We start from the raw sequence: 25,147 nt of genomic DNA on the forward strand, positions 1-25,147 counted from the left end.
GCTTCAAAGCCACGCAGGGTGCGGGATGTCGACTGGAAATCTACAGCCCCTCGGGAGACGCGTAGGAGACGAAGAGCTCCCCCGTGACATAGGCGCGAGAGCCCTTGCTCGCCGGGCGCAGGAAGTCGTTCACCACGGGGCCCCCCTGGGAGAGCTGGTGCTTGTCCGGATGGGCCAGGTTCATGCGGCTGCGGGCCACGCCCTTGCTGCCTCGGTGGATGAAGGTGACGGTGCCGTCTTCTCCAATCGCCTCCACCACGCCGATGTGGGTCATCCCATCATTGCGGCGACCATCGCGGTTGCGGTCATACGTCTCGCGGAAGAAGACGAGGTCGCCCGGACGCGGCGCGTGCTGGTGCAGCCGGCCCCCCTGCGTCGCGCGGCGGAAGATGGCCGAGACGGCGTTCTCCCCGGCGAGGAAGCCGTGCGCCACCAAATCAATGCCCGCGGAGAGATACGCCAGCCGCACGAAGCCCGAGCAGTCGTTCGGCATCCCCCGGCTCACGCGCCCCAGGTTGCGCTCACCGACGAGCTGCATCGAGCGCGACACGATGAGCCGCGCCAGCTGCATCGGCGTGCGGTACGCCTCCCAGAACCCCGCGGAGTCCGTCGCCGGACTCGTGACCAGCGCGACGGCCTCCAGCGCGGCGGAGATGACCCCCGTCACCAGCGGCCGGGCCTTCTCCTCGGACATCACGGTGGCGACGACGGCCGGCGCACGCTCGCCGCGAGGTGCCTCCGCGACCACCGGTGCCACCATCTCGCTCGCGGACGCAGCCTCGGGGGCCACTGCCGGAGTCGTGTCGGACGCGGGCACCTGGGTGCCCTCCCCGGTGGACTCCGGCACTGAAGAAGGCATCACCTCCGGAGCGGTCCCGACGTCGCGGGACTTCACGGTGGCGCAGCCGATGAGGGCACACAGCGGAACGATGGCGAGCAGGCGAGGACTGGACAACCGACGACCCTCCAACAAAGGCGGCCGCATTCAATCCCACAGGTGGGGCCCGTCGCCAAGAACTCGAAGTGTCACCCCTCCCAGGTGGACAGCAGTGCGCGGACCCGCGTGTACCTCTGGAGGAGTGCGGCACGGTGGGCGCTGAGCATCACCATGGAGCCGATGACGAACAGGCCCATGATGAACAGCGAGGCGGCCGCGACGCGGTGGTCCCTCATGCCGAAGCGCACCAGGTTCGCCGCCACACACGTCACCAGGAACGCGGTGCCCAGGTACACGTAGGAGCGGATGCGCAACGCGATGCCGAAGCCCACGCCCACCACGCAGAGGAACACGCACAGGAGCATCGCCCCACCGTCGTCGAACATCAGCGGCTTCCACGCGCCGGCCACGTAGATGACGGTGACGGCCACCGCGCGCAGCCGCGCATACGTGTCCTGCTCGATGGCGCCCCGGAACACGCGCAGCAGCGCGAGCAGCGAGAGGCCCGCGGGGATGACGTAGAACTGCGGCTCGCCGTGCCCCGTGCCCTGCCACACCAGGAAGAGCGCGACGTTGAAGGCCACCACCGACGCGAGCGAGGCCGAGCCCCTGCGCGTCGGATGCGAGGCCAGCGCGGCGAAGTGCGCGGCGTGTCCCACCAGCAGCGCGGCCACCTGGAGCGGCTCGCCCCACGGCGCGGAGAGCAGGCCCGCCATCGGGAACAGGTACGCGCCCCACAAGGCGGGCCTCCGGAAGACCGTGAGCCCCGAGCCCTCGCGCTGCACGAAGAAGTACAGGCCCGTGAAGAGCGCGCCGCCCACCAGCGCCGCCAGGCTGTCTCCGGAGTTCGGCTGCGCTCCCATGCCGAGCATCCGCATGGACAGGTACCCCAGCGCGAGCACCGCCTGCGCCAGGAACGCGGCGGGCTCGTCCTCCTCCCTGGAGGCATGGCGCACCAGCGCGACGAGCAGCACCGCCAGCGCTCCGCACGCGACGAGCGCCTCGCGCAGCGCGTCCCCTTGCGGCCCCAGCAACCCCAGGCCGAACATCACCTCCATCAGCGCCACGACGGTGAAGCCCAGCCCCACGCCCCGACGCACCTCCCGGCCCGCCACGAACAGGGCGAGCGCGGCGAGCAGCCCGCTGAGCGCGCCCAGGTACGGGAGGATGAACTCCGAGCCACGCCCCGTGGAGAACACCGCGCCCAGGTGCATCATCACGCCATGCGCCGCCACGAGCGACGCCAGCCAGCCCGCCGCCTCGCGCTCGCTCCGGCGCCACACCACCGCCCACGCCGCCCCCAGACCGAACACGAAGCACAGCGGCGTCCCGATGTGCCGCAGGTCGCGCAGCCCCGACAACGACATCAGCGCCAGCACCCAACCGCCATGGTGCAGGGCCGCGCCCACGCGCACCCCTCGCGCATCCAGGAACATGCCCGCCACGCACAGCGCCAGCCCCGCGCCACTGACAGCGGCGGGCACCCACACGAAGGGCACCGCCGCCACCAGCGACAACCCGAGCAGCACCGTGGCCACATTCGCCATCCACCGCTCGCGCGTCGCCATCAACACCAGCGACGTCACTCCGGCCCCCAGCGCCACGTGCGGCGCGAGCGCTCCAGGCCCCGTGGCCGCGAGCCTCGCCAGGAGCAGCAGCCCCAATACACCCGTGCTCCCTGCCCACAGGGGCTCGCTCCACGTGCCGCCCAGGCCGGGCATCAACCGCCCCACCCCCTTGTTGAGCGAGCGCTGCACGCTCCCCGACTGACAGAAGGCGGACAGCACGGCGGCGCCCAGCGCCAGCGCGACGATGGGCAGCCCCGCCTCGGGCCGCCACTCCAGGAAGTGGCGTGTCTCCGTCTGCCCCACGCACGCGAGCGCGAGTCCCAGGAGCGCCGGCACCAACAGCCAGCGCAGGGACAGGAGGAACGCGGACGCGGCCACCACACCCGCGAGGCCCGCGAGCCTCGACGGTGACGGGTCCTCCAGCACGGGCAGCGCAGCGATGACCAGCGCGGTGATGACGGAGACCTGACGCAGCTGCGCGTCCGGCGGACTGCGGAAGAAGGCCCAGAGCCTCGGCGCCACGTGGTGCTCGGCCAGCGCGAGCGCCAGCAGGAGGACCGTGACGATGGGCCGCGCCTCGGGAACGGTGATGAGCAGCAGTGAGGCGCCGCACACGCGCAGGAACGGCATGGGCCCGGGCATCAGCGCCAGCGAGGCCGTGAGGAAGTACACCGGCAGCGGCCCCATCCACGACGTCAGCAGCACCATCGGCGTGAGCAGCGCGAGGCTGACCTGCATGCCCAGCGACAGCCGGTTGCGGACCGCCACCTCGTTCGAGCGCAGCAACAGGGTGCTGAAGCCGGGCACATGCTCCACCGCCCGCGTCACGGCCAGCGACAAGAGCGGCAGCGCAAAGGCCCACGTGGGCGTATCCCCACCCATCGCCAGGAAGCCCACGAAGGCGAAGGGCACACCGAGGCACGCGAAGAAGGGCTGACGCGTGGCGCGCGTCCACAATAGCGGCAGCGCCATGGCGCCCAGGACCATCCAGGCGGGGGGCGCATCGTCCCAGCGCACCACCGTGGGGACCATCACCAGCGCGGAGGCCACCGTCGCCACCATCGCGAAGCGGCGGCCCCCCGCGCCCACCCGCAGCACCGCGGGGACCTCCTCGAGCACCGCGAGGACGGCGAGCACCGTGGCCAGGCCCAGCAGCGCCATGGGCCCCGTGGCGTACAGGCCGATGGCGGCATACAGCGCGGCCACGCCGACGCTGAGCGCGGCGGGCATGGCCCTCGCGGTGAGCAGCGCGGCGAAGGCCGTGGCGAGGATGAAGGTGTTCTCCTGCCAGGACTTCGCCTCCGCGACCGCGAGGAAGGGGAAGGTCCACGCCACGAGCGCCGCGACAGTGGTGCTCGGGCTGCGCCCCCAGCGCGCCGCGCTCAGTGAAGACCCCAGGGCCCAGAGGATGAACGCCCCCATGGACATCGCCGGCGTCATCAGCCCGCCCCAGGGTGAGAACGAGCGCCCCAGGTCCGGCAGCAGCGCGAAGGCCGCGATGAACACCGCCAGGGGCCGCGCGAGGGGGAGCGTGCGAGACACCACGGCGATGGCTCCGGCCGACAGGAGCATCACCACGCCCAGGCCACTCACGGTGCCGATGATTCCCGCCAGGAAGCCGAAGAGCGCGTAGAAGACCGCCACCCCGCTCAGCTGCCGCAGCAGCCGGCCCCGCTCGGCGACGACGGCGAGCGCCAGCGCGACGAAGACCAGCGAGAAGGCCATCGCCGTGACGGACACCTGGAGCGCGAGCTTCGGCACCAGGGCGGCCGCCAGCAGGACGGCGTAGGCCACGACGTACGCGTTGCGCAGGCTCCACGCGATGACGAGCATGCTCGCGCCACACAGCACCGCGCCCGCCATCGGCGTGAAGCCGAAGTCGCTGAACAGCCCCATCAGGAAGCCGGCCGTGGCCAGCAATCCCCCCACGGGGGCCACCAGTGTCCGCGTGCGCGCGGTGCACACCAGGGACACGCCCGACAGTCCGAGCGCCAGCAATCCGGCCACCACGGACGCGGCCTCGACCGAGAGGACCTGGATGGCCAGCGGCGGCACCACCAGCATCAGCAGCGCGCCGACGACCTTCAGGTAGAAGCGGTCCACGAGCAGGCCGGTGCCCAGACACACCACCGACATGCCGAGCACGCTCCAGAGGGCCGGGCGCGCGTCGGGACCGGCGATTCCGTGGAAGGAGAAGAGGACGCCGGCCACGGCCGTGCAGCGCAGCAGCACCTCCGCGAAGGCGACGTCGCGCGCCTGTCCGGTGCGCTCACCGCGCCACAGCCGCGACACCGCGAGCACCACGCCCGCGAGCACGAAGGGCAGCGCCGTCAGCGCGCCGTACTGCACGGGCAGCCGCTCCGCGACGGGATAGCCGAGCGAGGCCTTGAGCGTGTCGAGCAGCCGCTTCAGCGGCCCCGGCACCAGCTGGCCGCTGGTGGCATACGAGAAGTAGAGCGCGGCATAGGCGGGATACACCCATGGCAGGCGATGGAGGGCGCCGCTCGCCAGCGACAGCAGCGTCCAGGTGATGACGGCGGCGGTGACGAAGAACGTGGGCGGCGGGGCACCGATGGCGGCGACCAGGCACATCGCCTGGAGGGAGACCACGCCCAGCGACAGCGTGTCCGTCGCGCGCTCGGCGGGCAGGGCACGGAAGCGATGGGCGGAGGCGAGCAGGAACGCGACGAAGGGCGCATAGAGGCCCGCGTCGGGCGGAGCCCCCGCGTGGACGAGCGCCAGGTGCAGGCGCACCGCGTAGGCGATGAGCAGGTACAGCGGCGCGGCGAGCGCGAAGGCCAGCGCGCTCCCTTCTCGAGGACTCGAAGGGGTGCGCGAGGACAGCAGGAAGAAGAGCACGCACGGCAGGAGGTTGAGCCACAGCGCGGCGCCCCCGAGCCTCGCGGCCAGCGGAGCCAGTCCCATCATCAAGATGCTGGCGACGAGCGAGGCCTGGACGAAGGGACGCGAGGGGGCATCGAAGGCCTCCGCGGGCTTGCGCACGAACCAGGCCGAGACTCCCGCCCAGACCAGCAGCGCCGGAGTGAGCCACCACGGCCCCAGGTTGCCGTCGCCGAACCCGGTGGGCGACAAGGCAATGCCCGCGAGGGGAGCCGCCGCCGAGCCGATGACCCCGAGGATGCGCCCCGGACCGCGCAGGGCCTCGCGCCGCCCGAGGACCGCGCCCATGATGGAGAAGAACGCGGAGGCCCCCGCCGTGGCCAGGAAGATGGCCACCGAGCGACTGACGGAGCTCATCCCGGCCCAACGCTCGAACACGAAGTAGAGCAGGCCCGAGAGGACGAGGAAGGCCCCGACGAACCACATGATGCTTTCGTAGAGGAACGGCTTCCACACGCGATTCCACGACGAGGCCTGCTCGACGAACCGGGCCGTCGGGCCCCCAGGCTGCGGCGCCTCGAACGACGGCGCGGAAGCGTCCTCGGGGAGCGGATGCGCCTCGGCGCCCGCTCCGGACACGCGAGCATGCGGCGACGCGCGAGCGCCTGGACGTCGCGTCGATGCCGCCCTCGCGGCGCGCTCGGCCTCACGCTTCGCCTCGTCTCTCGAAGCAGAGGAAGCACCTTCCGTACGCAACGCCGCCGATGTGCTCGACGCGTGCCCATCATCGGCACGCGACGCGGATTCACCCGAGCTCCACGTGCCGCTCGCATCTCGCGTCACGGAGGCATCCGGACGAGGTACGTACTCACCCTCGCCCCACGGCAGGCCCGTCTTCGGACGCTCCGAGCCCGGCGTGACCTCGCACACACCGTGAGCATCGCGCACCACCGAGGCACCACCCGCCACCGACGCGTCCGCGCCAGGAACAGAATCACCCTCGCGCCACGACAGACCCGCCTGCGGATGCTCCGCGGCCACATCAGCGCCAGACGTGACACCCCTTGCGCCGTGGGCATCCTGAAGCACCGAGGCGCCACTCGCCACGGACGCCTCCGCGCCCCAAGCTCCGTCCGCCTCCCGAGTCACCGCCTCGCCCGAGCGCTGCGAGGACGCCTCCGCGCCCCACGCTCCGCCCGCCTCCCGAATCACCGCCTCGCCCGAGCGCTGCGAGGACGCCTCCGCGCCCCACGCTCCGCCCGCCTCTCGAATCACCGAAGCGCCGCTCGCCGCGGAATCTCCCGCGCCCCGCACGAACGGCTCCGCGGCATCGCGCGTCACGGCCTCGCTCGACCGCCACGCGGCCTCCGCGGCAACCGTCTCCGCTCCCTGCACGAAGCCCGTCACGGGCAGCACCGTGGCCCCCGCGTGCACCCCATCCACATCGGGAACCACCGCGGGCCACTCACCGGGGCGCGAAGGCGCTTTGCCGCCAGCCGCCGCGGCGCCGTCCTCCGTGCGCGGCGGCTCCACCCGACTCGCCGTCACCGGCGCCGGCGACTCGGCGAGCACGGAGAGGAGGATTCGGGCCTGACGCTCGTAGCGCTCGGACAGGAAGCGACGGACGTTGGGGGGAACCTCGGTGGCATCCCAGCGCGCCAGCTCGGACAGGAGGAAGTGGACGTGAGCGAGCTCCGCGTCCAGCTCGGAACGAGGCCGCGAGGTCATCGCCGTGCCACAGAGTGCGCACTGGTGGAACTGACCCAGGCGCTCCTGTCGGCAATCAGGGCAGTACATGAAGCTCCCCCTCTACAACGGACATGCCACCCAGAATGCCTGGGATATCCAGCGCGTGGAAAGCCGCCCCCTCATTCCAGGTGCGTCGTCCGGGTGGCACCTGTGCAGGCAGGTGCACAACGGGTGCACGCACTCCGACGCACCCGTCACGCCCGGAGTCCCCCTGGCCCCACCTCGCATTCCGTGGGAGCGTCCGCCCCCATGAGCAACGACGAGCTGACCCTGCGTCCCATCCGACCCACGGATGATGCCGCCGTGGCGGGCGTCATCCGCGCGGTGATGCCCGAGTTCGGAGCCGATGGTCCCGGCTTCGCCATCCACGACCCCGAGGTTGACACCATGAGCACCGCCTACGCGCGCCCGCGCCACGCGTACTTCGTGGTGGAGCGCGCGGGCCGCGTCATCGGTGGCGGCGGCATCGCCCCGCTGGAGGGCGGAGACCCGGGCGTGTGCGAGCTGCGCAAGATGTACTTCCTCCCCGAGGCGCGTGGCCTGGGAGCGGGCGAGCGCATGCTGCGCCGCTGTCTCGACTTCGCGCGCGAGGCAGGCTTCCAGCGCTGCTACCTGGAGACGCTCGCCTCCATGACACAGGCGCAGAAGCTCTACCGCCGCCTCGGCTTCGAGCCACTCTGCGCCCCCCTGGGAAGCACGGGCCACTTCGGCTGCGACCACTGGTACGCGCTGGACCTCACGAAGCCCGCGAGCTGAAGCGCCCCCGCCCCCCTGCCCTGCCACCGTCCCCTGAGCCCCTTCGGGTCAGTGCTCCTCCCTGTCCCCATCTTCTCGGACAAGGAGGGGGACTGAATGGCGGGAAGAGGACCCAAGCCTCCCGGACGCCGCAGGGCACCGTCACCGACGAGCGCGAGGACCGCGAGGGCACGGCCCGAAGCAGCCGTGGTCTCCGAGCCCGCGCCCCGCCCGGACAAGGCCCCCTTCGACATCGACGACGTGCTCGCGCGCGTACGTCACACGGTGCGCGACTTCGCGGACGCGGCGATGTTCGCGCTGTCCGCCCGGGGCCACGACAGCCTCTTCGAGCAGCTCGTCGCCTGCATCCTCTCCATCCGCACCCTGGATGAAGTCAGCCTGCCCGCGGCGCTCCGGCTGCTCGAGCGCGCCTCCACACCCAAGGCCCTCGCGCGCCTGGGCACCGCCGCCATCGACGCACTCATCCGCCCCGTCACCTTCCACGAAGCCAAGGCCCATCAACTCCACGCCATCGCCGTGCGCACGCGGGACGAGTTCGCGGGCACCCTGCCCTGCGATGCCCGGGTCCTCCAGTCCTTCAAGGGCGTGGGCCCCAAGTGCGCGCACCTGGCGCTCGGCATCGCCTGCGGGCACGAGGCCATCAGCGTGGACATCCACGTGCACCGTGTGACGAACCGCTGGGGCTACGTGAAGGCCACCACGCCCGAGGCGACCATGACCGCGCTCGAGACCCAGCTCCCGCGCAGGTACTGGGTGGAGCTCAACCGCCTGCTGGTACCCTTCGGCAAGCACGTGTGCACGGGCTCGCGCCCCAGGTGCTCCACGTGCCCGGTGCTCAGCGCCTGCCGGCAGGTCGGCGTGACGAACCCTCGCTGACGATTACCGGTCGTGCCCCACCAGCTGCGTGGCCCGGCGAGCCAGTCGCCGCCACGGGTTGGTGCGACCGCCGTTCTCCAGCGAGATCTCCTTGGACACGCGCAGGTCCTTGGCCCAGCACCGCTCCATCTTCCGGACGAACTCCTTGTCGTGGATGATGAGCGAGCCCTCGCCCAGCTTGTTGAGCGACAGCGAGTCCATGTTCGTCGAGCCCACCACCGCGAGCCAGTCGTCCACGATCATCGTCTTCGCGTGCATCATCGACGGCTGGTACTCGTAGATGCGCACCCCCGCGTCGAGCAGTCGCTCATAGGTGGAGCGCTGCGAGGCGCGGATGAGCTTCACGTCATGCACGGGCCCCGGCCCCAACACGCGAATCTCCACGCCCTGGCGACACTTCTCCTCCAGCTGCTCCAGGATTTCGTTGGGCGGTGAGAAGTACGCGTTGGCGATCCACAGGCGCTCGCGCGCGGCGGCGATGACCATGCGCACCATCCGCTCCGCGTCGGTGATGCCCAGCTTGCCCGCGCTCTCCACGAAGCACGCCTCGGCGTCCCCCACCAGCATCGGCTCCGGGAAGGTGTCCGGTGGCAGCAGCCCACCGCCCGACTCCTGCCAGTAGCGCGAGAAGGAGAGCTGCATGTCGCGCGCGGCCGGCCCCTCGACACGCACGCTGGTGTCGCGCCACTCCTCCGGCGACAGCCCGTCTCCCTCCCACACCTTCCAGAAGCCGAAGCCACCCGTGTACGCGATGCGCCCGTCGATGATGACCAGCTTCTGGTGCGAGCGCCCCAGCAGCCGCCCCATCACCTTGCCCGCGAGCAGCCGGTAGTAGTGCACCTCCACGCCCGCGGCCGAGAGCACCTTCTCCACCTTCTGGTCGAAGTCCTTGTCCCCACTCAGCTCCTCGCTGCCCACCGGGTCCACCACCACGCGGCACGCCACACCCGCGTGGGCGCGGTCCACCAGCGCGTCGATGATGCGGTCCGACACGTCGCAGGGCCGCCAGATGTAGACCAGGATGTGGACGCTCTCCCGCGCCGCGCGGATGTCCTCCACCATGCGGTCGAACACCGCGCCGTTGTCCAGGAGCTCCAGGCGGTGGCCCGTCATGAGCGCCGCGCCGGTGGACTGATAAAGAGAGAACGAGAAGCCCTGAGGCCCTGGAGGCAGCTCGAAGGGCCCCTTCATCTCGTGCTTGCCGCGCTCGCTCCCCGCATCGAAGCCGTGGGCGCCGGGCTGGGGAAGAATCTCCGTCTCCGAGAGGTCCTGGGGCTCGTCCATGACGTGGCAAGCTAGGGACACTTTCCGGCCCCGGCATGCAGGGCCTGGCCGCCTGCCCGACAGGCAGGTGCTCTCTCCCATTGCCGCCCGGCACCGGGCTGGCCACACTGGGCCTCTTCCCTCGCTTGCTGGAGAGCCGACTGATGGTGGAAGAGATTCGTCCAACCGCGAAGGAGTTGCTGTCGCTGCCCCGCCTGGCCCCCCTGGTCCCCCTGCTGTACGTGGCCTGGACGGACGGTGAGCTGACGCCCGCGGAGATTCGGATGCTGGGCACCGCCGCGCGCGCCCAGCCGTGGTTGGACCTGCGCTCCAACACCGTGCTCGCCCGCTGGTTGGATCCGCTGATGCCACCCAGCTCCAACGAGCTGGCCCTGGTGCGCGAGCACATCCGCGCCTCCGCCGAGCGCCTGAGGCTCAGCCCCCAGGAGAGCCTCTCCGAGCTGGGCGCGAAGCTGACAGAGCTCGTCGCGGACTCGAAGGAGCTGCCCTCGAGCATGCCGGAGCTGGTGCGCGCCTTGGCCTCGCTGGAGGCCGTGCTGGGCGTCTCCGGACGCGAGGCCGTCCGCGCCCTGGTGCCCTCCGCCGCGCACGAGCCACGCCGCATCGGCCCCACCGAGCCCACCTCCTTCGCCCCCGAGGCGCTGCGCGCGGTGCTGGACCGCAAGTACCCGGAGATCCGCTCCCAGGTGCGCAAGTGGCTGGAGGACCCGACCTTCCGCTATCAGCGCACGCTCGACACTGACAAGCAGCGCGAGCAGGTCTTCGCCTGGCTCAAGCAGCTGGCCGACCAGGGCCTGGGCCGCATCGCGTTCCCGGAGGGCGACGAGGCCGGCGCGGACCTGGGCGCCTTCATCGCCTCGTTCGAGACGCTCGCCCTCTTCGACCTGAGCCTCGTGGTGAAGGCGGGCGTGCACTTCGGCCTGTTCGGCGCGAGCATCCTCTTTCTCGGCACCCAGAAGCACCACCGCGAGTACCTGCCCAAGGTCGCCACGCTGGAATTGCCCGGCTGCTTCGCCATGAGCGAGCTGGGCCACGGCTCCAACGTGCGCGACGTGGAGACGGTGGCGCGCTACGACGCGGAGGCCGGCGACTTCATCGTGCACACCCCGTCCGAGGGCGCGCGCAAGGAGTGGATCGGCAACGCCGCGCGCCACGGGCGCATCGCCACGGTGTTCGCGCAGCTGGAGGTCGGCGGCAAGGGGCTGGGCGTGCACGCGCTGCTGGTGCCGCTGCGCGACGAGCGCGGCCAGGTGCTGCCCGGCGTGCGCATCGAGGACTGCGGCCGGAAGATGGGCCTCAACGGCGTGGACAACGGCCGCATCTGGTTCGACCACGTGCGCGTGCCCCGGGAGAACCTGCTGGACCGCTTCGGACAGGTCAGTGCCGAGGGCGAGTACACCAGCTCCATCTCCAGCGACGGGCGCAGGTTCTTCACCATGCTGGGCACGCTGGTGGCGGGCCGGGTGAGCGTGGCGTGCGCGTCCTTGAGCGCGGCCAAGAGCGGGCTGACCATCGCGGTGCGCTACGGGGACCTGCGCCGCCAGTTCGGCCCGCCGGGCGCGCCCGAGGTGCGGCTGCTCGACCACCAGACGCACCAGCTGCGGCTGCTCAAGCCGCTGGCGAAGACGTACGCGCTCGACTTCGCGCTGGAGCACCTGGTGGAGCGCTACGTGAAGCGCACCGAGGAGGACTCCATGGAGGTGGAGGCGCTGGCGGCGGGCCTCAAGGCGTATGCGTCCTGGAACTGCACGGCGGTGCTCCAGGAGGCGCGCGAGGCGTGCGGCGGCCAGGGCTACCTGGAGGCCAACCGGCTGTCGGCGCTGAAGGACGACACCGACATCTTCACCACCTTCGAGGGCGACAACACGGTGCTGATGCAGCTGGTCGCCAAGAGCCTGCTGACGGACTACCGCCAGCGCTTCGAGGACGACCGGGTCTACGCGGTGCTCAAGCTCATCGCGGACAAGGCCACGGCCATGGCGGACAAGAACCCCATCGCCGTGCGGCGCACGGGCAGCGAGCACCTGCGCGACGACGACTTCCAGCTGCGCTTCCTGCGCTACCGCGAGGAGGACCTGCTCGCCTCGGTGGCGCGGCGCATCCGCAAGCGGCTGACGGCGGGTGTGGAGGCCTTCGCCGCCTTCAACCAGGTCCAGGCGCACCTGGTCGCCCTGGCGCACGCGCACATCGAGCGCGTGGTGCTCGAGCAGTTCATCCACGGGGTGAACACGGTCCAGGACCCGGGCCTCAAGGTGGTGCTCGGGCGGCTGTGCGACCTCTACGGCCTGTCCTGCCTGGAGGCCGCGAGCGGCTGGTTCCAGGAGAACAGCCTCATGGAGGGCGGCAAGGCGCTGGCCATCCGCAAGGAAATCGTGAAGCTGTGCACGGAGCTGCGGCCGGACGCGGTGGCGCTGGTGGATGCCTTCGGGATTCCGGACACGTGCATCGCGGCGCCCATCGGACTGGGGCATCTGTCGGCGTGACGCCCGCTGAACAATTGGGGGCCCTGGGGGGCTGACGGGCTGGGCGAGGCTGCCCAGCTTCCCGGGCCATGAAAACCACCACGACGCTGTGGCTCTGCGTTCTTGGAATGTTGTCCGCGTGTGCGTCCGTGTCTCCGGTGGAGCGCGCCGCACAGCAGGAGGAGCAGAACCGTCAACGGGCCCGGCTGCTCACCGAGGAGCTCTACAACCTGCGCAAGCTGGACCGCGTCCCGGAGCTGTTCGCCGAGGACTACGTGGACCACTCTCAGGGCGCGCCCAAGGACGTGGTGGGCCCGGCCGTGGTGCTCCAGCAGGCCGAGGCCACCTTCCAGACGTTCCCGGACCTGCGCTTCGACATCCTCCACGTGGTGGCGGACCAGGACCTGGTGCTGGTGCACTGGAAGGCCGCCGGCACGGACCCGCTGAACCTGGACGACGCGGGCAAGCCCCGGCCGCTCGCGCTCGCCGGGCACTCGCTGTACCGGATGCGCGACGGGAAGGTGGTCGAGTCGTGGGACATCTCCGACCGACTCACGCCCCTGCTCCAGCGCGGCTACCGCGTCGTCCCGCCCCAGCCGTAGCGGGGCGGCGGCTCACTGAAGGACGGCGGGCGCCTGGAAGACCTCGCCGTCGCGGCCCTCCACGCGGAGGCTGGCGCCCTCGGAGGGGCTCACGCGCAGCTCCACGCGCGGCTGGCCCCGGCGGTCCACCAGCAGCAGGCCCGGGGAGCCGTGCTCATCCGCGCCGAGAATCGCGCGGGGTCGGCCATCCGCGTCCGCCAGCTCCAGGCGCGAGGAGCCATCCACCTGGAGGCCCACCGCGAACAGGTCCACGCCCCCTGGCTTGGACAGGGTGAGGCGCGGGGCCTCGTCCGAGTAGACGGTGAGCTCGGCGAGGGACTCGCCCTCCGCGGTGGAGAAGCGCAGCCGGGGCGAGCCGTCCTGGGCCACGCCGAGGAGCGCGCGCGGACGCCCCGCCTGGTCATGCAGCACCAGGCCCGTGGTGCCGGCGTCATCCAGTCCGAGCGACGCGCGCCGCTGTCCGTGCGCATCGTTGAGCACCAGACGCGAGGCCACCAGCTCTCCGCCGCCCAGCACCGGCGCGGGCTTCAGCGCGGCCACGCCCAGCCCGAGCCCCGCCACCGCGAGCGCCGAGAAGGTCAGTCCCTGCAGCCGCCGGCAGCGGCGCTCCAGTCGCTCCAACCGAGCATCCAGCGAATCCATCTTCGTGCCTCCCGTCGGAGCGCTCCACGCGTCTGACGCACCGCACGTTAGCGGAAGGCGGACCGGGCCGCCCGCGCTCCCGGAGCGTCGCCCCGGCCGGACCTGGCCCCCACCCTCGCGGCGCGCGTCCCCGAGAGCGCTCCGCCCACTGCGTGATTCAAGACACGTGTCGGGGAAGACATGTGACACACCGCGGCTCACGTTGAAGAGGCCCGGGGGGCTGACACGGAGGCGGCCCCGACGCGAGAATGCGGGAATGAGACAGCTCGACCAGGAGCGGCTGTTGGGGGCATACCGGGCCACGCGCTACGTCATTCGTCCTCATGCCTCCACCGGAGGCGTGGAGCAGGTGCTGCGAGTCGGCCGGCTCCACCCCGCGCTCGACGCGGAGCTGACCGCGCGCGGCCACCGCGAATGGGCGTTCCTGACCGCGTGGAATCCAGGCTCAAGGCCTCGCGGCAGGGACGAGAACCAGCGAGCCCAGGAACGGCTGATTTCCCAGTTGGTCGCGGGCGGCTTCGTCATCGCCCCCGCCATCGGCGAGGCCGAGGACGGGAGCTGGTCCGAGCAGAGCCTCTTCGTCCCGGGCCTGCCTCGCTCGGAGGCGGAGCGCTTCGGTCGCGCCCATGGCCAGGTGGCCATCCTGGTGGGGCGCACCGGAGGCCCCGCGGAGCTGCTGCTGTGCGGCTGCGAAGCGCCGCCGCCCGTTCCTTGAAGCAGGGCCACAGCAGCAACCCCGTGTCGAGACACGGGTTCCACCGTTCCGCCGTGAAGTCGAGCCATCCATCCACGAACCGGGGTAGGTTTCACCGCCCCCGTGCGTTGGAGTTCTCTCGATGCCTCAAGCCACACCGCGCTCGTCCCTTCTGGGAGCGCGCCCCAGCCCCTTCCTGCTCGCCGGAGCGTTCCTCACCGGCATGCTCCTCTTCGTCCATGGCGGCTGCGGAGGTGATGAGCGCGATTGCCGGAACGCCACCGACTGCCGCTACGACAACGGCGCACCGGACGAGGGCAAGGAGTGGGCCTGCGAGGAACAGCGCTGCGTGCAGCACCCCGTCCAGCAGCCGCCCCCGGATGCGGGCACGGACGCGGGGACGCCCGACGCGGGGGCTCCCGACGCGGGAACGCCTGACGCGGGGAGCCCCGACGCGGGGAGGCCCGACGCGGGGGCGCCGGACTCAGGCCCCACCACGGTGAGCATGCAGATCCTGGCCTTCAATGACTTCCACGGGCAGCTCGAGCAGCCCTCGGGCCAGGTTCTGGCGGGCGTGGCCCCCGACGGTGGACCGGTGCGGGTGAACGCGGGCGGCGTGACGTACTTCGCCCGGCACATCGCGGCCCTCCGGGCCACCAATCCCAACACGGTGGTGGTGGCGGCAGGAGACCTCATCGGCGCCTCCCCGCTGCTGTCGGGGCTCTTCCACGACGAGCCCACCATCGAGGCGATGAACCTCATCGGCCTGGACCTGGTCGCGGTGGGCAACCACGAGTTCGACGAGGGCAGCACGGAGCTTTTGCGCATGCAGGCGGGCGGCTGCCACCCGGTGGATGGCTGCCTGGACGGGGATGGCTTCGCGGGCGCGAAGTTCAAGTTCCTGGCGGCCAACGTGGCCACGGGCGTGGACCGCACGCTGTTCCCCCGCTACGACATCCGCGAGTTCGAGGGCGTGAAGGTCGCCTTCATCGGCATGACGTTGGAGGAAACGCCGGCAAGCGTCATTGCCTCGGGCGTGGAGGGGCTCACCTTCAAGGACGAAGTGCAGACGGTGAACGCGCTGGTGCCGGAGCTGCGGCAGCAGGGCATCGAAGCCATCATCGTGGTGGTGCACCAGGGCGGCGTCGCGACCCCGGGCTCCCTGGTGAACGATTGCAAGGGCGCGGGTGCGGACGGCCTCATCTCAGGTGCCATCGTGGGCCTGGTCAAGGGACTCAACGACGCGGTGGATGTCGTCGTCAGCGGCCACACGCACCAGGCCTACAACTGCGTCATCGATGGCAAGGTCGTCACGAGCGCCTCGTCGATGGGGCAGCTCGTCACGGACATCGACCTGACGTTGAGCAAGGCGACGGGCGACGTCGTGGCGGCGCGAGCGAACAACGTCATCGTCACGCGCGACGTGCAGGAGGTCGGCGCGGTGAAGGAGCTGGTGACGAAGTACCAGGAGCTCGCCACGCCCCTGGCCAACCGGGTCATCGGCTGGGTGGCGCAGACGCTCAGGAACCAGTCGGACTCCTTGGGCCAGTCCACCCTGGGCCTCGTCATCGCGGACTCGCAGCTGGAGACGACGAAGCCCGCGAACCTGGGTGGGGCGCACGTGGCCTTCATGAACCCGGGCGGCGTGCGCGCGGACATCGCCCAGGGCGAGGTCACCTACGGCGAGGCCTTCACCGCGCAGCCGTTCGGCAACAGCCTGGTCACCATGACGCTGACGGGCGCGCAAATCGATGGGGTGTTGGAGCAACAGTGGCGGCCGTCGGGAGCCACCCTCATGCTGCTTCCGTCGGCGGGCTTCACCTATTCGTTCAGCGCGTCGGCGCCCGTCGGGAGCCGCGTCGACCCGGCGTCCATCCGGATCAACGGCGTGACGGTGGACCCGGCGGCGAACTACCGCGTCACCGCGAACAACTACATCGCGAGTGGGAGTGATGGCTTCTCGGTGTTCACCGAGGGGACGAACCGGCTGACTGGCGCCATGGACGTCGACGCGATGGAGACCTACCTGAAGGCGCGCAGCAGCGCGGCGAACCCGCTCCCCGCCCCGGCGCTCAATCGCGTCACCCGGCTGCCGTAGCGTCGCTCCGGGGGACGGGGCCGTGTCCCTGTCCCCCGCGCGCCACGGGCCTCGAGCGGCCTCCACGAAGACGCGCCAGGGTGCGCCGGGCGGAGTAGGTTCCCGCCCCTGTCCTGACCCTCGAGAGCCCCCTCCTCATGTCACGGTCCACCCCGCGCCTGGGCGCGCGCCCCGGCGTCTTCCTCCTCGCCGGAGCCTTCCTCACCGGCGTGCTCCTGTTCGCCCACGGAGGCTGCCAAGGCGCAGCGCGCGCCCAGCGTCCCACGGCGGACGCGGGCTCCGAGACGGTGAGCGTGCAGGTCCTCGCGTTCAACGACTTCCACGGGCAGCTCGAGCCGCCCGGGGGCAGCAACGGGCAGATTCAGACGGGCGTGGACGCCGACGGCGGTCCGGTGCGCGTGAGCGCGGGCGGCGCGTCGTACTTCGCGAAGCACCTGGCGGACCTCCGGGCCACCAACCCCAACACGGTGGTGGTGGCGGCAGGAGACCTCATCGGCGCCTCCCCGCTGCTGTCAGGGCTCTTCCACGACGAGCCCACCATCGAGGCGATGAACCTCATCGGCCTGGACCTGGTCGCGGTGGGCAACCACGAGTTCGATGAGGGCAGCACGGAGCTTTTGCGCATGCAGGCGGGCGGCTGCCATCCCCAGGACGGCTGTCAGGACGGGGACGCCTTCGGGGGCGCGCGGTTCAAGTTCCTGGCGGCCAACGTGGCCACGGGCGCGGACCGCACGCTGTTCCCCCGCTACGACGTGCGCGAGTTCGAGGGCGTGAAGGTCGCCTTCATCGGCATGACGCTGGAGAGCACACCTCAAATCGTCACGCCCACGGGCGTCGCGGGCCTCGCCTTCCAGGACGAGGTGGAGACGGTGAACGCGCTGGTGCCCCAGCTGCGCCAGCAGGGCGTGGAGGCCATCATCGTCGTGGTGCACGAGGGCGGCGTGCCCGCGCCGGGCTCGCTCATCAACGAGTGCCGGGGCAAGGGCGAGGGCGGCGGAATCTCCGGGCCCATCGTGGCCATCGCGAAGGGACTCGACGACGCGGTGGACGTCATCGTCACCGGCCACACGCACCAGGCCTACAACTGCGTCATCGACGGCAAGGTCGTCACGAGCGCCGCGTCGGCGGGGCGGCTCGTCACCGACATCGACCTGACCTTGAGCAAGGCGACCGGCGACGTGGTGGAGGCCAAGGCGAACAACCTCATCGTCACGCGCGACGTGAAGGAGGACGGGCCGGTGAAGGAGCTGGTGACGCGCTACCAGCAGCTCGCCACGCCCCTGGCCAACCGGGTCATCGGCTGGGTGGCCGAGACGCTCAAGACGCCCTTCACCCAGGCGGACCCGGCGGGGCAGTCCACGCTGGGCTTCGTCATCGCGGACTCGCAGCTCGCGGCGACGCGGGCGGCGAACCTGGGCGGAGCGCGGGTGGCCTTCATGAACCCGGGCGGCGTGCGCGCGGACATCGCCCAGGGCGAGGTCACCTTCGGCGAGGCCTTCACCACGCAGCCCTTCGGCAACAGCCTGGTCACCCTGACGCTGACGGGCGCGCAAATCGAGGAGCTGCTGGAGCGACAGTGGCAGCAGGTGGGCCCCAACGTCGTCACCCGCATCCTCCACCCCTCGGCGGGGTTCACGTACGCGTTCAGCGCGTCGGCGCCCATCGGCAGCCGCATCGACCCGGCGTCCATCCGCCTCGACGGCGAGCCGTTGGATGCAGCGGCGACCTACCGCGTGACGGTGAACAACTTCCTCGCGGGCGGCGGGGATGGCTTCGTGGTGCTCACGCAGGGGACGAACCGCCTGGGCGGCGCCATCGACAGTGACGCGCTGGAGGCCTACCTGAAAGCGCACAGCTCCCAGTCGAGCCCCCTGGCGGCGCCCGCGCTGGACCGCATCACCGCGCTGCCCTGAGTCAGGGGACGGGACCGCGCCCCTGCCCCCCGGCCGGGACATCCGCGCCCCGTCCGGGCACGTTGTCGGGCGACACGGTGGAGCCCGGGAGGATTTCAATCTCCTGGGTGCGCGTCACGCGCCGGGCCACCTCGTCGAACTCCAGCTCGATGCCGCGGCCCGGCTGGTCCTTGAGGCCGAAGCGGATGCGCCAGTAGTTGGGGCGTATCTCCACGGCCTCGCCGGCCTCGGAGAGCACCAGGCTGTTGTTGCGGGCGTATTCCTCGCCGGCCTGGATGACGTCACGCTCGCCCAGCTCCGCTTGCACGGAGGCCGAGCTGGGAGGCTGGGGCGGCCGGCCGGTGGGCCCGACACAGCCCGCTCCGGCCAGGAAGGCGGCGATCAGCAGGAGTCGAGGGAGGGGGCGCGAGCTGAGCCTGGACATGTCCACAAGTTGAGCATGGGACGTGCCACCCGCATCCCTGGAGAGCGACTTCGGAGGCGCGCGAGTCTTGCGCCTGCTCGGAGCACCAGCGCGGAACCTGCGCCTCCAGGGGCGTCGGGAATCCCGCGCGACGTCTCCAGGCGCCCCCGCTCCGCCATGAGGAGCGGGGGTGCGGGGACGGATTACTTGTTCGACGGCGTCGGGGAGATGAGGCGCTGCTTCTCCACCACTTCGTCGATGAGGCCGTACTGGCGCGCGTCCTCGGCGCTCATGAAGTAGTCGCGCTCGGTGTCCTTCTCGATGCGCTCGATGGTGTGGCCGGTGTGCTTGACGATGAGGCCGTTGATGTAGCTGCGCAGGCGGAGGATTTCCTTGGCCTGGATGTCGATGTCGGTGGCCTGGCCCTGGGCGCCGCCGAGCGGCTGGTGAATCATGATGCGGCTGTTGGGCAGGGCGTAGCGCTTGCCCTTGGCGCCGGCGAGCAGGAGCAGCGCGCCCATGGAGGCGGCCTGTCCCACGCAGATGGTGGACACCGGACACTTCACGTACTGCATGGTGTCGTAGATGGCCAGGCCGGCGGTGACGGAGCCACCGGGCGAGTTGATGTAGAGGTTGATGCCCTTGTCGGGGTCCTCGGACTCGAGGAAGAGCAGCTGGGCGACGATGATGTTGGCCACGTCATCGTTGACGGGCGTGCCCAGCATGATGATGCGGTCCTTGAGGAGCCGGCTGTACAGGTCGTACGCCCGCTCGCCGCGGTGCGTGGTCTCGATGACGAAGGGGACGTTCATGGCTCCCCTACCCTAATCGTCCTGCCGCGCGCGCGCCCGCCCCTTCTTCCCGCAGCGTGCGCTGGCCCACGGTTCCACCCCGTCCCCTCCCCCGGTGGGCCCTCGACGGGGCGTCCGGAGGAGGGACGACGGCGTGTAGGACACCCGGCGCCTACAGGCCGGTCATCTTCTCCGGGCGGACCCACTGGTCGAACTGTTCGGCGGTGACGAGGCCCAGCTCGACGGCGACCTCCTTGAGCGTCTTGCCGTCCTTGTGGGCCTTCTTGGCGATGCGCGCGGCGTTGTCGTAGCCGATGTGCGGGTTGAGGGCGGTGACGAGCATCAGGCTGCGCTCCAGGTTCTCCTGGATGCGGGCGCGGTGGGGCTCGATGCCCACGGCGCAGTGGAGGCGGAAGCTGCGCATGCCGTCGGCCAGCAGCCGGCAGCTCTGCAGGACGTTGTGGATGATGAGGGGCTTGAAGACGTTGAGCTCGAAGTTGCCGGAGGCGCCGCCCACGCTGACGGCGACGTCGTTGCCCATGACCTGGGCGCAGAGCATGGTGAGGGCCTCGCTCTGGGTGGGGTTGACCTTGCCGGGCATGATGGAGCTGCCGGGCTCGTTCTCCGGGATGGTGATTTCGCCCAGGCCGGAGCGGGGGCCGGAGGACAGCCAGCGGATGTCGTTGGCGATCTTGAAGAGCGCGCAGGCCAGGCCCTTGAGGGCGCCATGCGCGTGGACCAGGGCGTCGTTGGCGGCCAGGGCCTCGAACTTGTTGGGGGCGGTGACGAAGGGCAGGCCGGTGAGGCGGGCAATCTCCTGGGCGACGCGCTCGGCGTATCCCTTGGGGGCATTGAGCCCCGTGCCGACAGCCGTCCCCCCCAGGGCCAGCTCGTGCAGGTGGGGCAGCACGCGCTCCAGGTGGGCGCGAGCATGGGCGAGCTGCGCGACATAGCCGCTCAGCTCCTGGCCCAGGGTGAGGGGCGTGGCGTCCTGGAGGTGGGTGCGGCCAATCTTCACCACGTCCATGAAGGCGCGGGACTTGTCGGCGAGCACGTCGCGAAGCGCGTCGAGCTCGGGGAGCACCCGCTCGGCGATGGCGGTGGCGGCGGCGACGCTCATCGCGGTGGGGAAGACGTCGTTGGAGCTCTGCCCCTTGTTGACGTCGTCGTTGGCGTGGACGCGGCGCTGCTCACCGCGTTCGCCGCCGAGCAGCTCCGAGGCGCGGTTGGCGAGCACCTCGTTGGTGTTCATGTTCGTCTGGGTGCCGCTGCCGGTCTGCCAGATGCTGAGCGGGAACTCCGCGTCATGCTTGCCGGCGAGGACCTCGTCGGAGGCGCGGACGATGGCGTCGCCCTTCTCGCGGGAGAGCGAGCCGTTCTCGACGTTGACGAGGGCGGCGGCCTTCTTGACGAGCACGAGCGCGCGGATGAGCGCGGGAGGCATGCGCTCGGTGGAGATGTCGAAGTTCTGGAGGCTGCGCTGCGTCTGGGCGCCCCAGATGCGGTCGGCGGGGACCTCGATGGGGCCGAAGGTGTCCTTCTCGATGCGGACGTCGCGAGTGCTCAAGGGCGGGCTCCTGGAGGAGAGAATCCTGGAGCCCACGCATAACAGGCCGGTCAACGGGTCACCGGGAGACGAGGAGAACCGTCGAGCCGTGAGCAGAACGCGCCGATAGGCAGGGCACCGCGAACGCGTGACACAGAGGAGCGGGACGGCCGGCGTGGGGGGCCCCGCCCGCCGGCGGGGGGACCCACGGCGAGCCGAGGGGCCCGCGAGCCGTGCCCCTGGCCGTGTGCCTAGACCCGCCGCTCCAAGCGAGGCGTCTCCGACTCCCCGAAGCGCGACAACCAGTTCAGCGTGCGCTGCAGGGGAGCCCGCCCCAACGCGGAGGTCGGGGTGAACGCCCAGAGCAGGACGTACACGAGCGGAAGCGTGCCGCCGGAGAACAAGGTGGCCACGACGACGGCCACGCGCACCAGGGCCACGTCGATTCCCAGCTCGCGAGCGAGCATCGCGCAGACGCCGGCCACGGCGCGGCCCTCGACGCCGCGGTGCAGCCGCTCCACCCGGATTCCACACCGGGCGCAGCGCGAGGCCTCCATCCGAATCTCCTCCGCGCACCCCGAGCACCGCTTCATCGCGTCCATGACGTGTCTCCCGTGAGGGGACCCCTTGGCGGCGAGCACCCTCGACCCTACCTACGCACCTCGCCGTCGCTGATTGCGTCCCCGGCACCCGGCGCCCCCCTGCTCGCAACCCCGCGTCACGTCTGTTGATTTACAGATTTAATCCGCCGGCTGTTGACAGCATTACAGGCAAGCAGGCAGAAATTGACGCGCACTTCCATTTCGCCCTCGGAAGATTCATTTTCCGACCCGTTGCCGTAGATTTACAACGCACCAAGCCAAGGAGCCGAGATGCCCACGGAAGTCCCCTCTTCGAAGAGCCCGGCCTTCAGCGCTGGCGTAGAGGTGAAGGGGCCGTGGCACCCCGACTACGCCGAGGTGCTCACCCCGGCCGCCCTGGACTTCGTCGCGAAGCTGGTGCGCGCCTTCGGGGAGCGCCGCGAGGCCCTCCTGGAGCGCCGCAAGCAGGTCCAGGCCGCCTGGCGCAAGGGTGAGCGCCCCCACTTCCTCCCGGAGACGAAGTCCGTCCGGGACGCCCAGTGGACGGTCGCCCCGCTGCCTCCGGACCTCCAGGACCGCCGCGTGGAAATCACCGGCCCGGTGGACCGGAAGATGATCATCAACGCCCTCAACTCGGGCGCCAACGTCTTCATGGCGGACTTCGAGGACGCCAACAGCCCCACCTGGGACAACGTCGTGCGCGGGCAAGTCAACCTGCGCGACGCCGTGCGCCGCTCCATCTCCTTCACCGGCGACAACGGCAAGCACTACGCCCTGGTCGACAAGCCCGCCGTCCTCTTCGTGCGCCCTCGCGGCTGGCACCTGCCCGAGCGCCACGTCGAAGTCGACGGCAAGCCCATCTCCGGCTCCCTCTTCGACTTCGGCCTCTTCTTCTTCCACAACGTCCGCGAGCAGCTCGCCCGCGGCACCGGCCCCTACTTCTACCTGCCCAAGATGCAGAGCCACCTGGAGGCCCGCCTCTGGAACGACGTGTTCCTCATGGCCCAGGACACGCTCGGCATCCCCCGCGGCACCATCAAGGCCACCGTCCTCATCGAGACGCTCCCCGCGGCCTTCGAGATGGACGAAATCCTGTACGAGCTGCGCGAGCACTCCGCCGGCCTCAACTGCGGCCGCTGGGACTACATCTTCAGCTTCATCAAGACGCTCCAGTCCGACACCAGCGTCGTGCTGCCCGACCGCGGCCAGGTCACCATGGACAAGGCGTTCCTCAACGCCTACTCGCAGCTGCTCATCCAGACCTGCCACCGCCGCGGCGTGCACGCCATGGGCGGCATGGCGGCCTTCATCCCCATCAAGGGGGACGCCGCCGCCAACGAGGCCGTCCTGGAGAAGGTCCGCGCCGACAAGCTGCGCGAGGTGAAGAACGGCCACGACGGCACGTGGGTCGCCCACCCGGGCCTGGTCTCCATCGCCCGCGACATCTTCGACGCGAACATGAAGGGGCCCAACCAGCTCGCCAACAAGCGCGAGGACGTGCGCGTCACCGAGGCCGACCTGCTCAAGGTCCCCTCCGGCACCCGCACCGAGGAGGGCCTGCGCCACAACCTGCGCGTGGGCATCCAGTACACCGCCGCGTGGCTCGGCGGCCTGGGCTGCGTGCCCCTCTACAACCTCATGGAGGACGCGGCCACCGCCGAAATCTCCCGCGCCCAGGTGTGGCAGTGGCTGCACCACGGCGCCTCGCTCGACGACGGCCGCAAGGTCACGCCCGAGCTGTTCCAGACGCTGCTCTCCGAGGAGATGGCCCACCTCGAGAAGGAGGGCGTCCACGAGAAGTATGGCCGCGAGCACGTCACCCGCGCCCGCGAGCTCTTCGAGCGCCTGTCCACCGCGCCCGCCTTCGAGGACTTCCTCACCCTGCCCGCCTACGCGGCGCTCGACGCCAACCGCTGAACCCTTTCCAACCCTTCAACGCATCACCGAGGAGCCTGCGATGTACGACGCCACCACGACCACCCCGGACGCCTCCCCTCACGCCAAGCTCCACGCTCGCCGCTTCGAGGGCATCAAGCGCAACTACACCGACAAGGACGTCCTGAAGCTGCGCGGCACGCTGCCCATCAGCTACACGCTGGCCGAGGTCGGCGCGAAGCGACTGTGGGAGCTGCTCCACACCGAGGACTACATCAACGCGCTCGGCGCCCTCACCGGCAACCAGGCCGTGCAGATGGTCCGCGCGGGCCTCAAGGCCATCTACCTCTCCGGCTGGCAGGTCGCCGCCGACGCCAACTCCGCCGGGCAGATGTACCCCGACCAGAGCCTCTACCCGGTCGACTCCGTCCCCACCGTGGTGCGGAAGATCAACAACGCCCTGCGCCGCGCGGACCAGATCGACCACGCCGAGGGCAAGAGCGACCGCTACTGGTTCGCCCCCATCATGGCGGACGCCGAGGCCGGCTTCGGCGGCCCGCTCAACGCCTATGAGCTGATGAAGGGCATGATTGAAGCCGGCGCCGCGGGCGTCCACTTCGAGGACCAGCTCGCCAGCGAGAAGAAGTGTGGCCACATGGGCGGCAAGGTGCTGGTGCCCACCAGCCACTTCATCCGCACCCTCACCGCCGCGCGCCTCGCCGCGGACGTGATGGGCGTGCCCACCCTGCTCGTCGCTCGCACGGACGCCGACAGCGCCAAGCTGCTCATGTCCGACGCGGACGAGTACGACCACGCCTTCATCGACCGCAAGAACGGCCGCACCTCCGAGGGCTTCTACCGCATCAACGGCGGCCTCGACTGCGCCATCTCCCGCGGCCTCGCCTACGCGCCCTACGCGGACCTCGTGTGGTGCGAGACCAGCACCCCGGACCTCGCCCAGGCCAAGAAGTTCGCCGAGTCCATCCGCGAGAAGTTCCCCAACAAGCTGCTCGCGTACAACTGCTCGCCGTCCTTCAACTGGAAGAAGAACCTGGACGACGCCACCATCGCGAAGTTCCAGCGCGAGCTGGGCGCCATGGGCTACAAGTTCCAGTTCGTCACCCTGGCCGGCTTCCACGCGCTGAACCACTCGATGTACGAGCTGGCGCGCAAGTACAAGGACCGCGGCATGGCGGCCTACAGCGAGTTCCAGCAGGGCGAGTTCGGCTCCGAGAAGGACGGCTACACCGCCACGCGTCACCAGCGCGAGGTCGGCACCGGCTACTTCGACCAGGTCGCCGAGGTCATCTCCGGCGGCTCCGCCAGCACCCTGGCGCTCCACGAGTCCACCGAGGCCCACCAGTTCTAATCGCCTCGACGGCGCCTGAAGACGCCTGACACCGGAGGCCGTGGGGTCCCAACCCCGCGGCCTCTGGTCGTTTTTCCGCCCTCCGAGCAGGCGTCAGGTCCCCGGACGCAACTTCTCCCAGGGTTGCCCGATAATGTGGGCAGACCTCCGAGATCCGCGC

17 protein-coding genes are annotated in these 25,147 nt (G+C 70.6%); 9 read left to right on the forward strand and 8 right to left on the reverse strand.

The features are described from left to right. Nucleotides 1–40: 40 nt before the first annotated feature. The gene (locus K8625_RS10120; protein WP_223747093.1) at nucleotides 41–955 is read right to left on the reverse strand and encodes an NlpC/P60 family protein; all 915 of its coding nucleotides are present in this window, start codon (nucleotides 953–955) and stop codon (nucleotides 41–43) included. Nucleotides 956–1,026: 71 nt separating this feature from the next. Next, a complete protein-coding gene (locus K8625_RS10125) occupies nucleotides 1,027–7,143 on the reverse strand; it encodes a hypothetical protein (protein ID WP_223782575.1) in 6,117 nt (2,038 codons plus the stop codon). A 201-nt stretch (nucleotides 7,144–7,344) separates the two neighbouring features. On the opposite strand from K8625_RS10125, the gene K8625_RS10130 reads away from it, so the two are divergent. Further along, on the forward strand, nucleotides 7,345–7,851 hold the full coding sequence (locus K8625_RS10130; RefSeq protein WP_223747092.1) for a GNAT family N-acetyltransferase: 507 nt from the start codon (nucleotides 7,345–7,347) through the stop codon (nucleotides 7,849–7,851). Between the two features lie 186 nt (nucleotides 7,852–8,037). After that, the gene (nth, locus tag K8625_RS10135; RefSeq protein WP_223747091.1) at nucleotides 8,038–8,727 is read left to right on the forward strand and encodes an endonuclease III; all 690 of its coding nucleotides are present in this window, start codon (nucleotides 8,038–8,040) and stop codon (nucleotides 8,725–8,727) included. 3 nt (nucleotides 8,728–8,730) lie between these two features. Here nth and K8625_RS10140 read toward each other — a convergent pair whose 3' ends face one another. Further along, nucleotides 8,731–10,011 (reverse strand): phosphatidylserine/phosphatidylglycerophosphate/cardiolipin synthase family protein, encoded by a 1,281-nt coding sequence (locus K8625_RS10140; protein ID WP_223782576.1) that lies wholly within the window; start codon nucleotides 10,009–10,011, stop codon nucleotides 8,731–8,733. Between the two features lie 143 nt (nucleotides 10,012–10,154). On the opposite strand from K8625_RS10140, the gene K8625_RS10145 reads away from it, so the two are divergent. After that, the gene (locus tag K8625_RS10145) at nucleotides 10,155–12,494 is read left to right on the forward strand and encodes an acyl-CoA dehydrogenase (protein WP_223782577.1); all 2,340 of its coding nucleotides are present in this window, start codon (nucleotides 10,155–10,157) and stop codon (nucleotides 12,492–12,494) included. A 68-nt stretch (nucleotides 12,495–12,562) separates the two neighbouring features. After that, on the forward strand, nucleotides 12,563–13,075 hold the full coding sequence (locus K8625_RS10150; protein ID WP_223747088.1) for an ester cyclase: 513 nt from the start codon (nucleotides 12,563–12,565) through the stop codon (nucleotides 13,073–13,075). Between the two features lie 12 nt (nucleotides 13,076–13,087). Here the strand turns inward: K8625_RS10150 and K8625_RS10155 are convergent, their stop codons facing one another. Then, on the reverse strand, nucleotides 13,088–13,717 hold the full coding sequence (locus K8625_RS10155; RefSeq protein WP_223782578.1) for a hypothetical protein: 630 nt from the start codon (nucleotides 13,715–13,717) through the stop codon (nucleotides 13,088–13,090). A gap of 256 nt (nucleotides 13,718–13,973) precedes the next feature. Between K8625_RS10155 and K8625_RS10160 the strand changes: the two genes are divergently transcribed. The 3 genes from K8625_RS10160 (at nucleotide 13,974) to K8625_RS10170 (ending at nucleotide 18,422) form a co-directional block, all read left to right on the forward strand. Beyond that, entirely contained in the window at nucleotides 13,974–14,432 is a 459-nt protein-coding gene (locus K8625_RS10160) for a DUF3293 domain-containing protein (RefSeq protein ID WP_223782579.1), read from the forward strand. A gap of 121 nt (nucleotides 14,433–14,553) precedes the next feature. Further along, the gene (locus K8625_RS10165) at nucleotides 14,554–16,509 is read left to right on the forward strand and encodes a bifunctional UDP-sugar hydrolase/5'-nucleotidase (protein WP_223782580.1); all 1,956 of its coding nucleotides are present in this window, start codon (nucleotides 14,554–14,556) and stop codon (nucleotides 16,507–16,509) included. A 137-nt stretch (nucleotides 16,510–16,646) separates the two neighbouring features. Further along, nucleotides 16,647–18,422 carry a bifunctional UDP-sugar hydrolase/5'-nucleotidase gene (locus tag K8625_RS10170; protein ID WP_223782581.1) on the forward strand — a complete coding sequence of 592 codons (1,776 nt, stop codon included), beginning with the start codon at nucleotides 16,647–16,649 and terminating at the stop codon, nucleotides 18,420–18,422. A 1-nt stretch (nucleotide 18,423) separates the two neighbouring features. Here K8625_RS10170 and K8625_RS10175 read toward each other — a convergent pair whose 3' ends face one another. The 4 genes from K8625_RS10175 to K8625_RS10190 form a co-directional block, all read right to left on the reverse strand. Continuing rightward, on the reverse strand, nucleotides 18,424–18,846 hold the full coding sequence (locus tag K8625_RS10175) for a hypothetical protein (protein WP_223782582.1): 423 nt from the start codon (nucleotides 18,844–18,846) through the stop codon (nucleotides 18,424–18,426). A gap of 182 nt (nucleotides 18,847–19,028) precedes the next feature. Then, nucleotides 19,029–19,637, reverse strand: coding sequence for an ATP-dependent Clp endopeptidase proteolytic subunit ClpP (clpP, locus tag K8625_RS10180; RefSeq protein WP_141325392.1), 609 nt, complete (start codon nucleotides 19,635–19,637; stop codon nucleotides 19,029–19,031). A 151-nt stretch (nucleotides 19,638–19,788) separates the two neighbouring features. Next, entirely contained in the window at nucleotides 19,789–21,183 is a 1,395-nt protein-coding gene (gene fumC, locus K8625_RS10185; RefSeq protein ID WP_223782583.1) for a class II fumarate hydratase, read from the reverse strand. A gap of 230 nt (nucleotides 21,184–21,413) precedes the next feature. Then, nucleotides 21,414–21,764 (reverse strand): PspC domain-containing protein, encoded by a 351-nt coding sequence (locus tag K8625_RS10190; protein WP_223747082.1) that lies wholly within the window; start codon nucleotides 21,762–21,764, stop codon nucleotides 21,414–21,416. Nucleotides 21,765–22,034: 270 nt separating this feature from the next. Here K8625_RS10190 and aceB point away from each other — a divergent pair, with 270 nt between their 5' ends. Together aceB and aceA are read left to right on the forward strand one after the other, a co-directional pair. Continuing rightward, on the forward strand, nucleotides 22,035–23,660 hold the full coding sequence (aceB, locus tag K8625_RS10195) for a malate synthase A (RefSeq protein ID WP_223782584.1): 1,626 nt from the start codon (nucleotides 22,035–22,037) through the stop codon (nucleotides 23,658–23,660). A 40-nt stretch (nucleotides 23,661–23,700) separates the two neighbouring features. Next, nucleotides 23,701–24,987, forward strand: a complete 1,287-nt coding sequence (gene aceA, locus K8625_RS10200) for an isocitrate lyase (protein ID WP_141325400.1) — start codon at nucleotides 23,701–23,703, stop codon at nucleotides 24,985–24,987. The last annotated feature ends 160 nt before the right edge of the window (nucleotides 24,988–25,147 follow it).

It is taken from the genome of Myxococcus sp. AS-1-15 (assembly GCF_020037055.1).
GTDB lineage: Bacteria > Myxococcota > Myxococcia > Myxococcales > Myxococcaceae > Myxococcus > Myxococcus fulvus.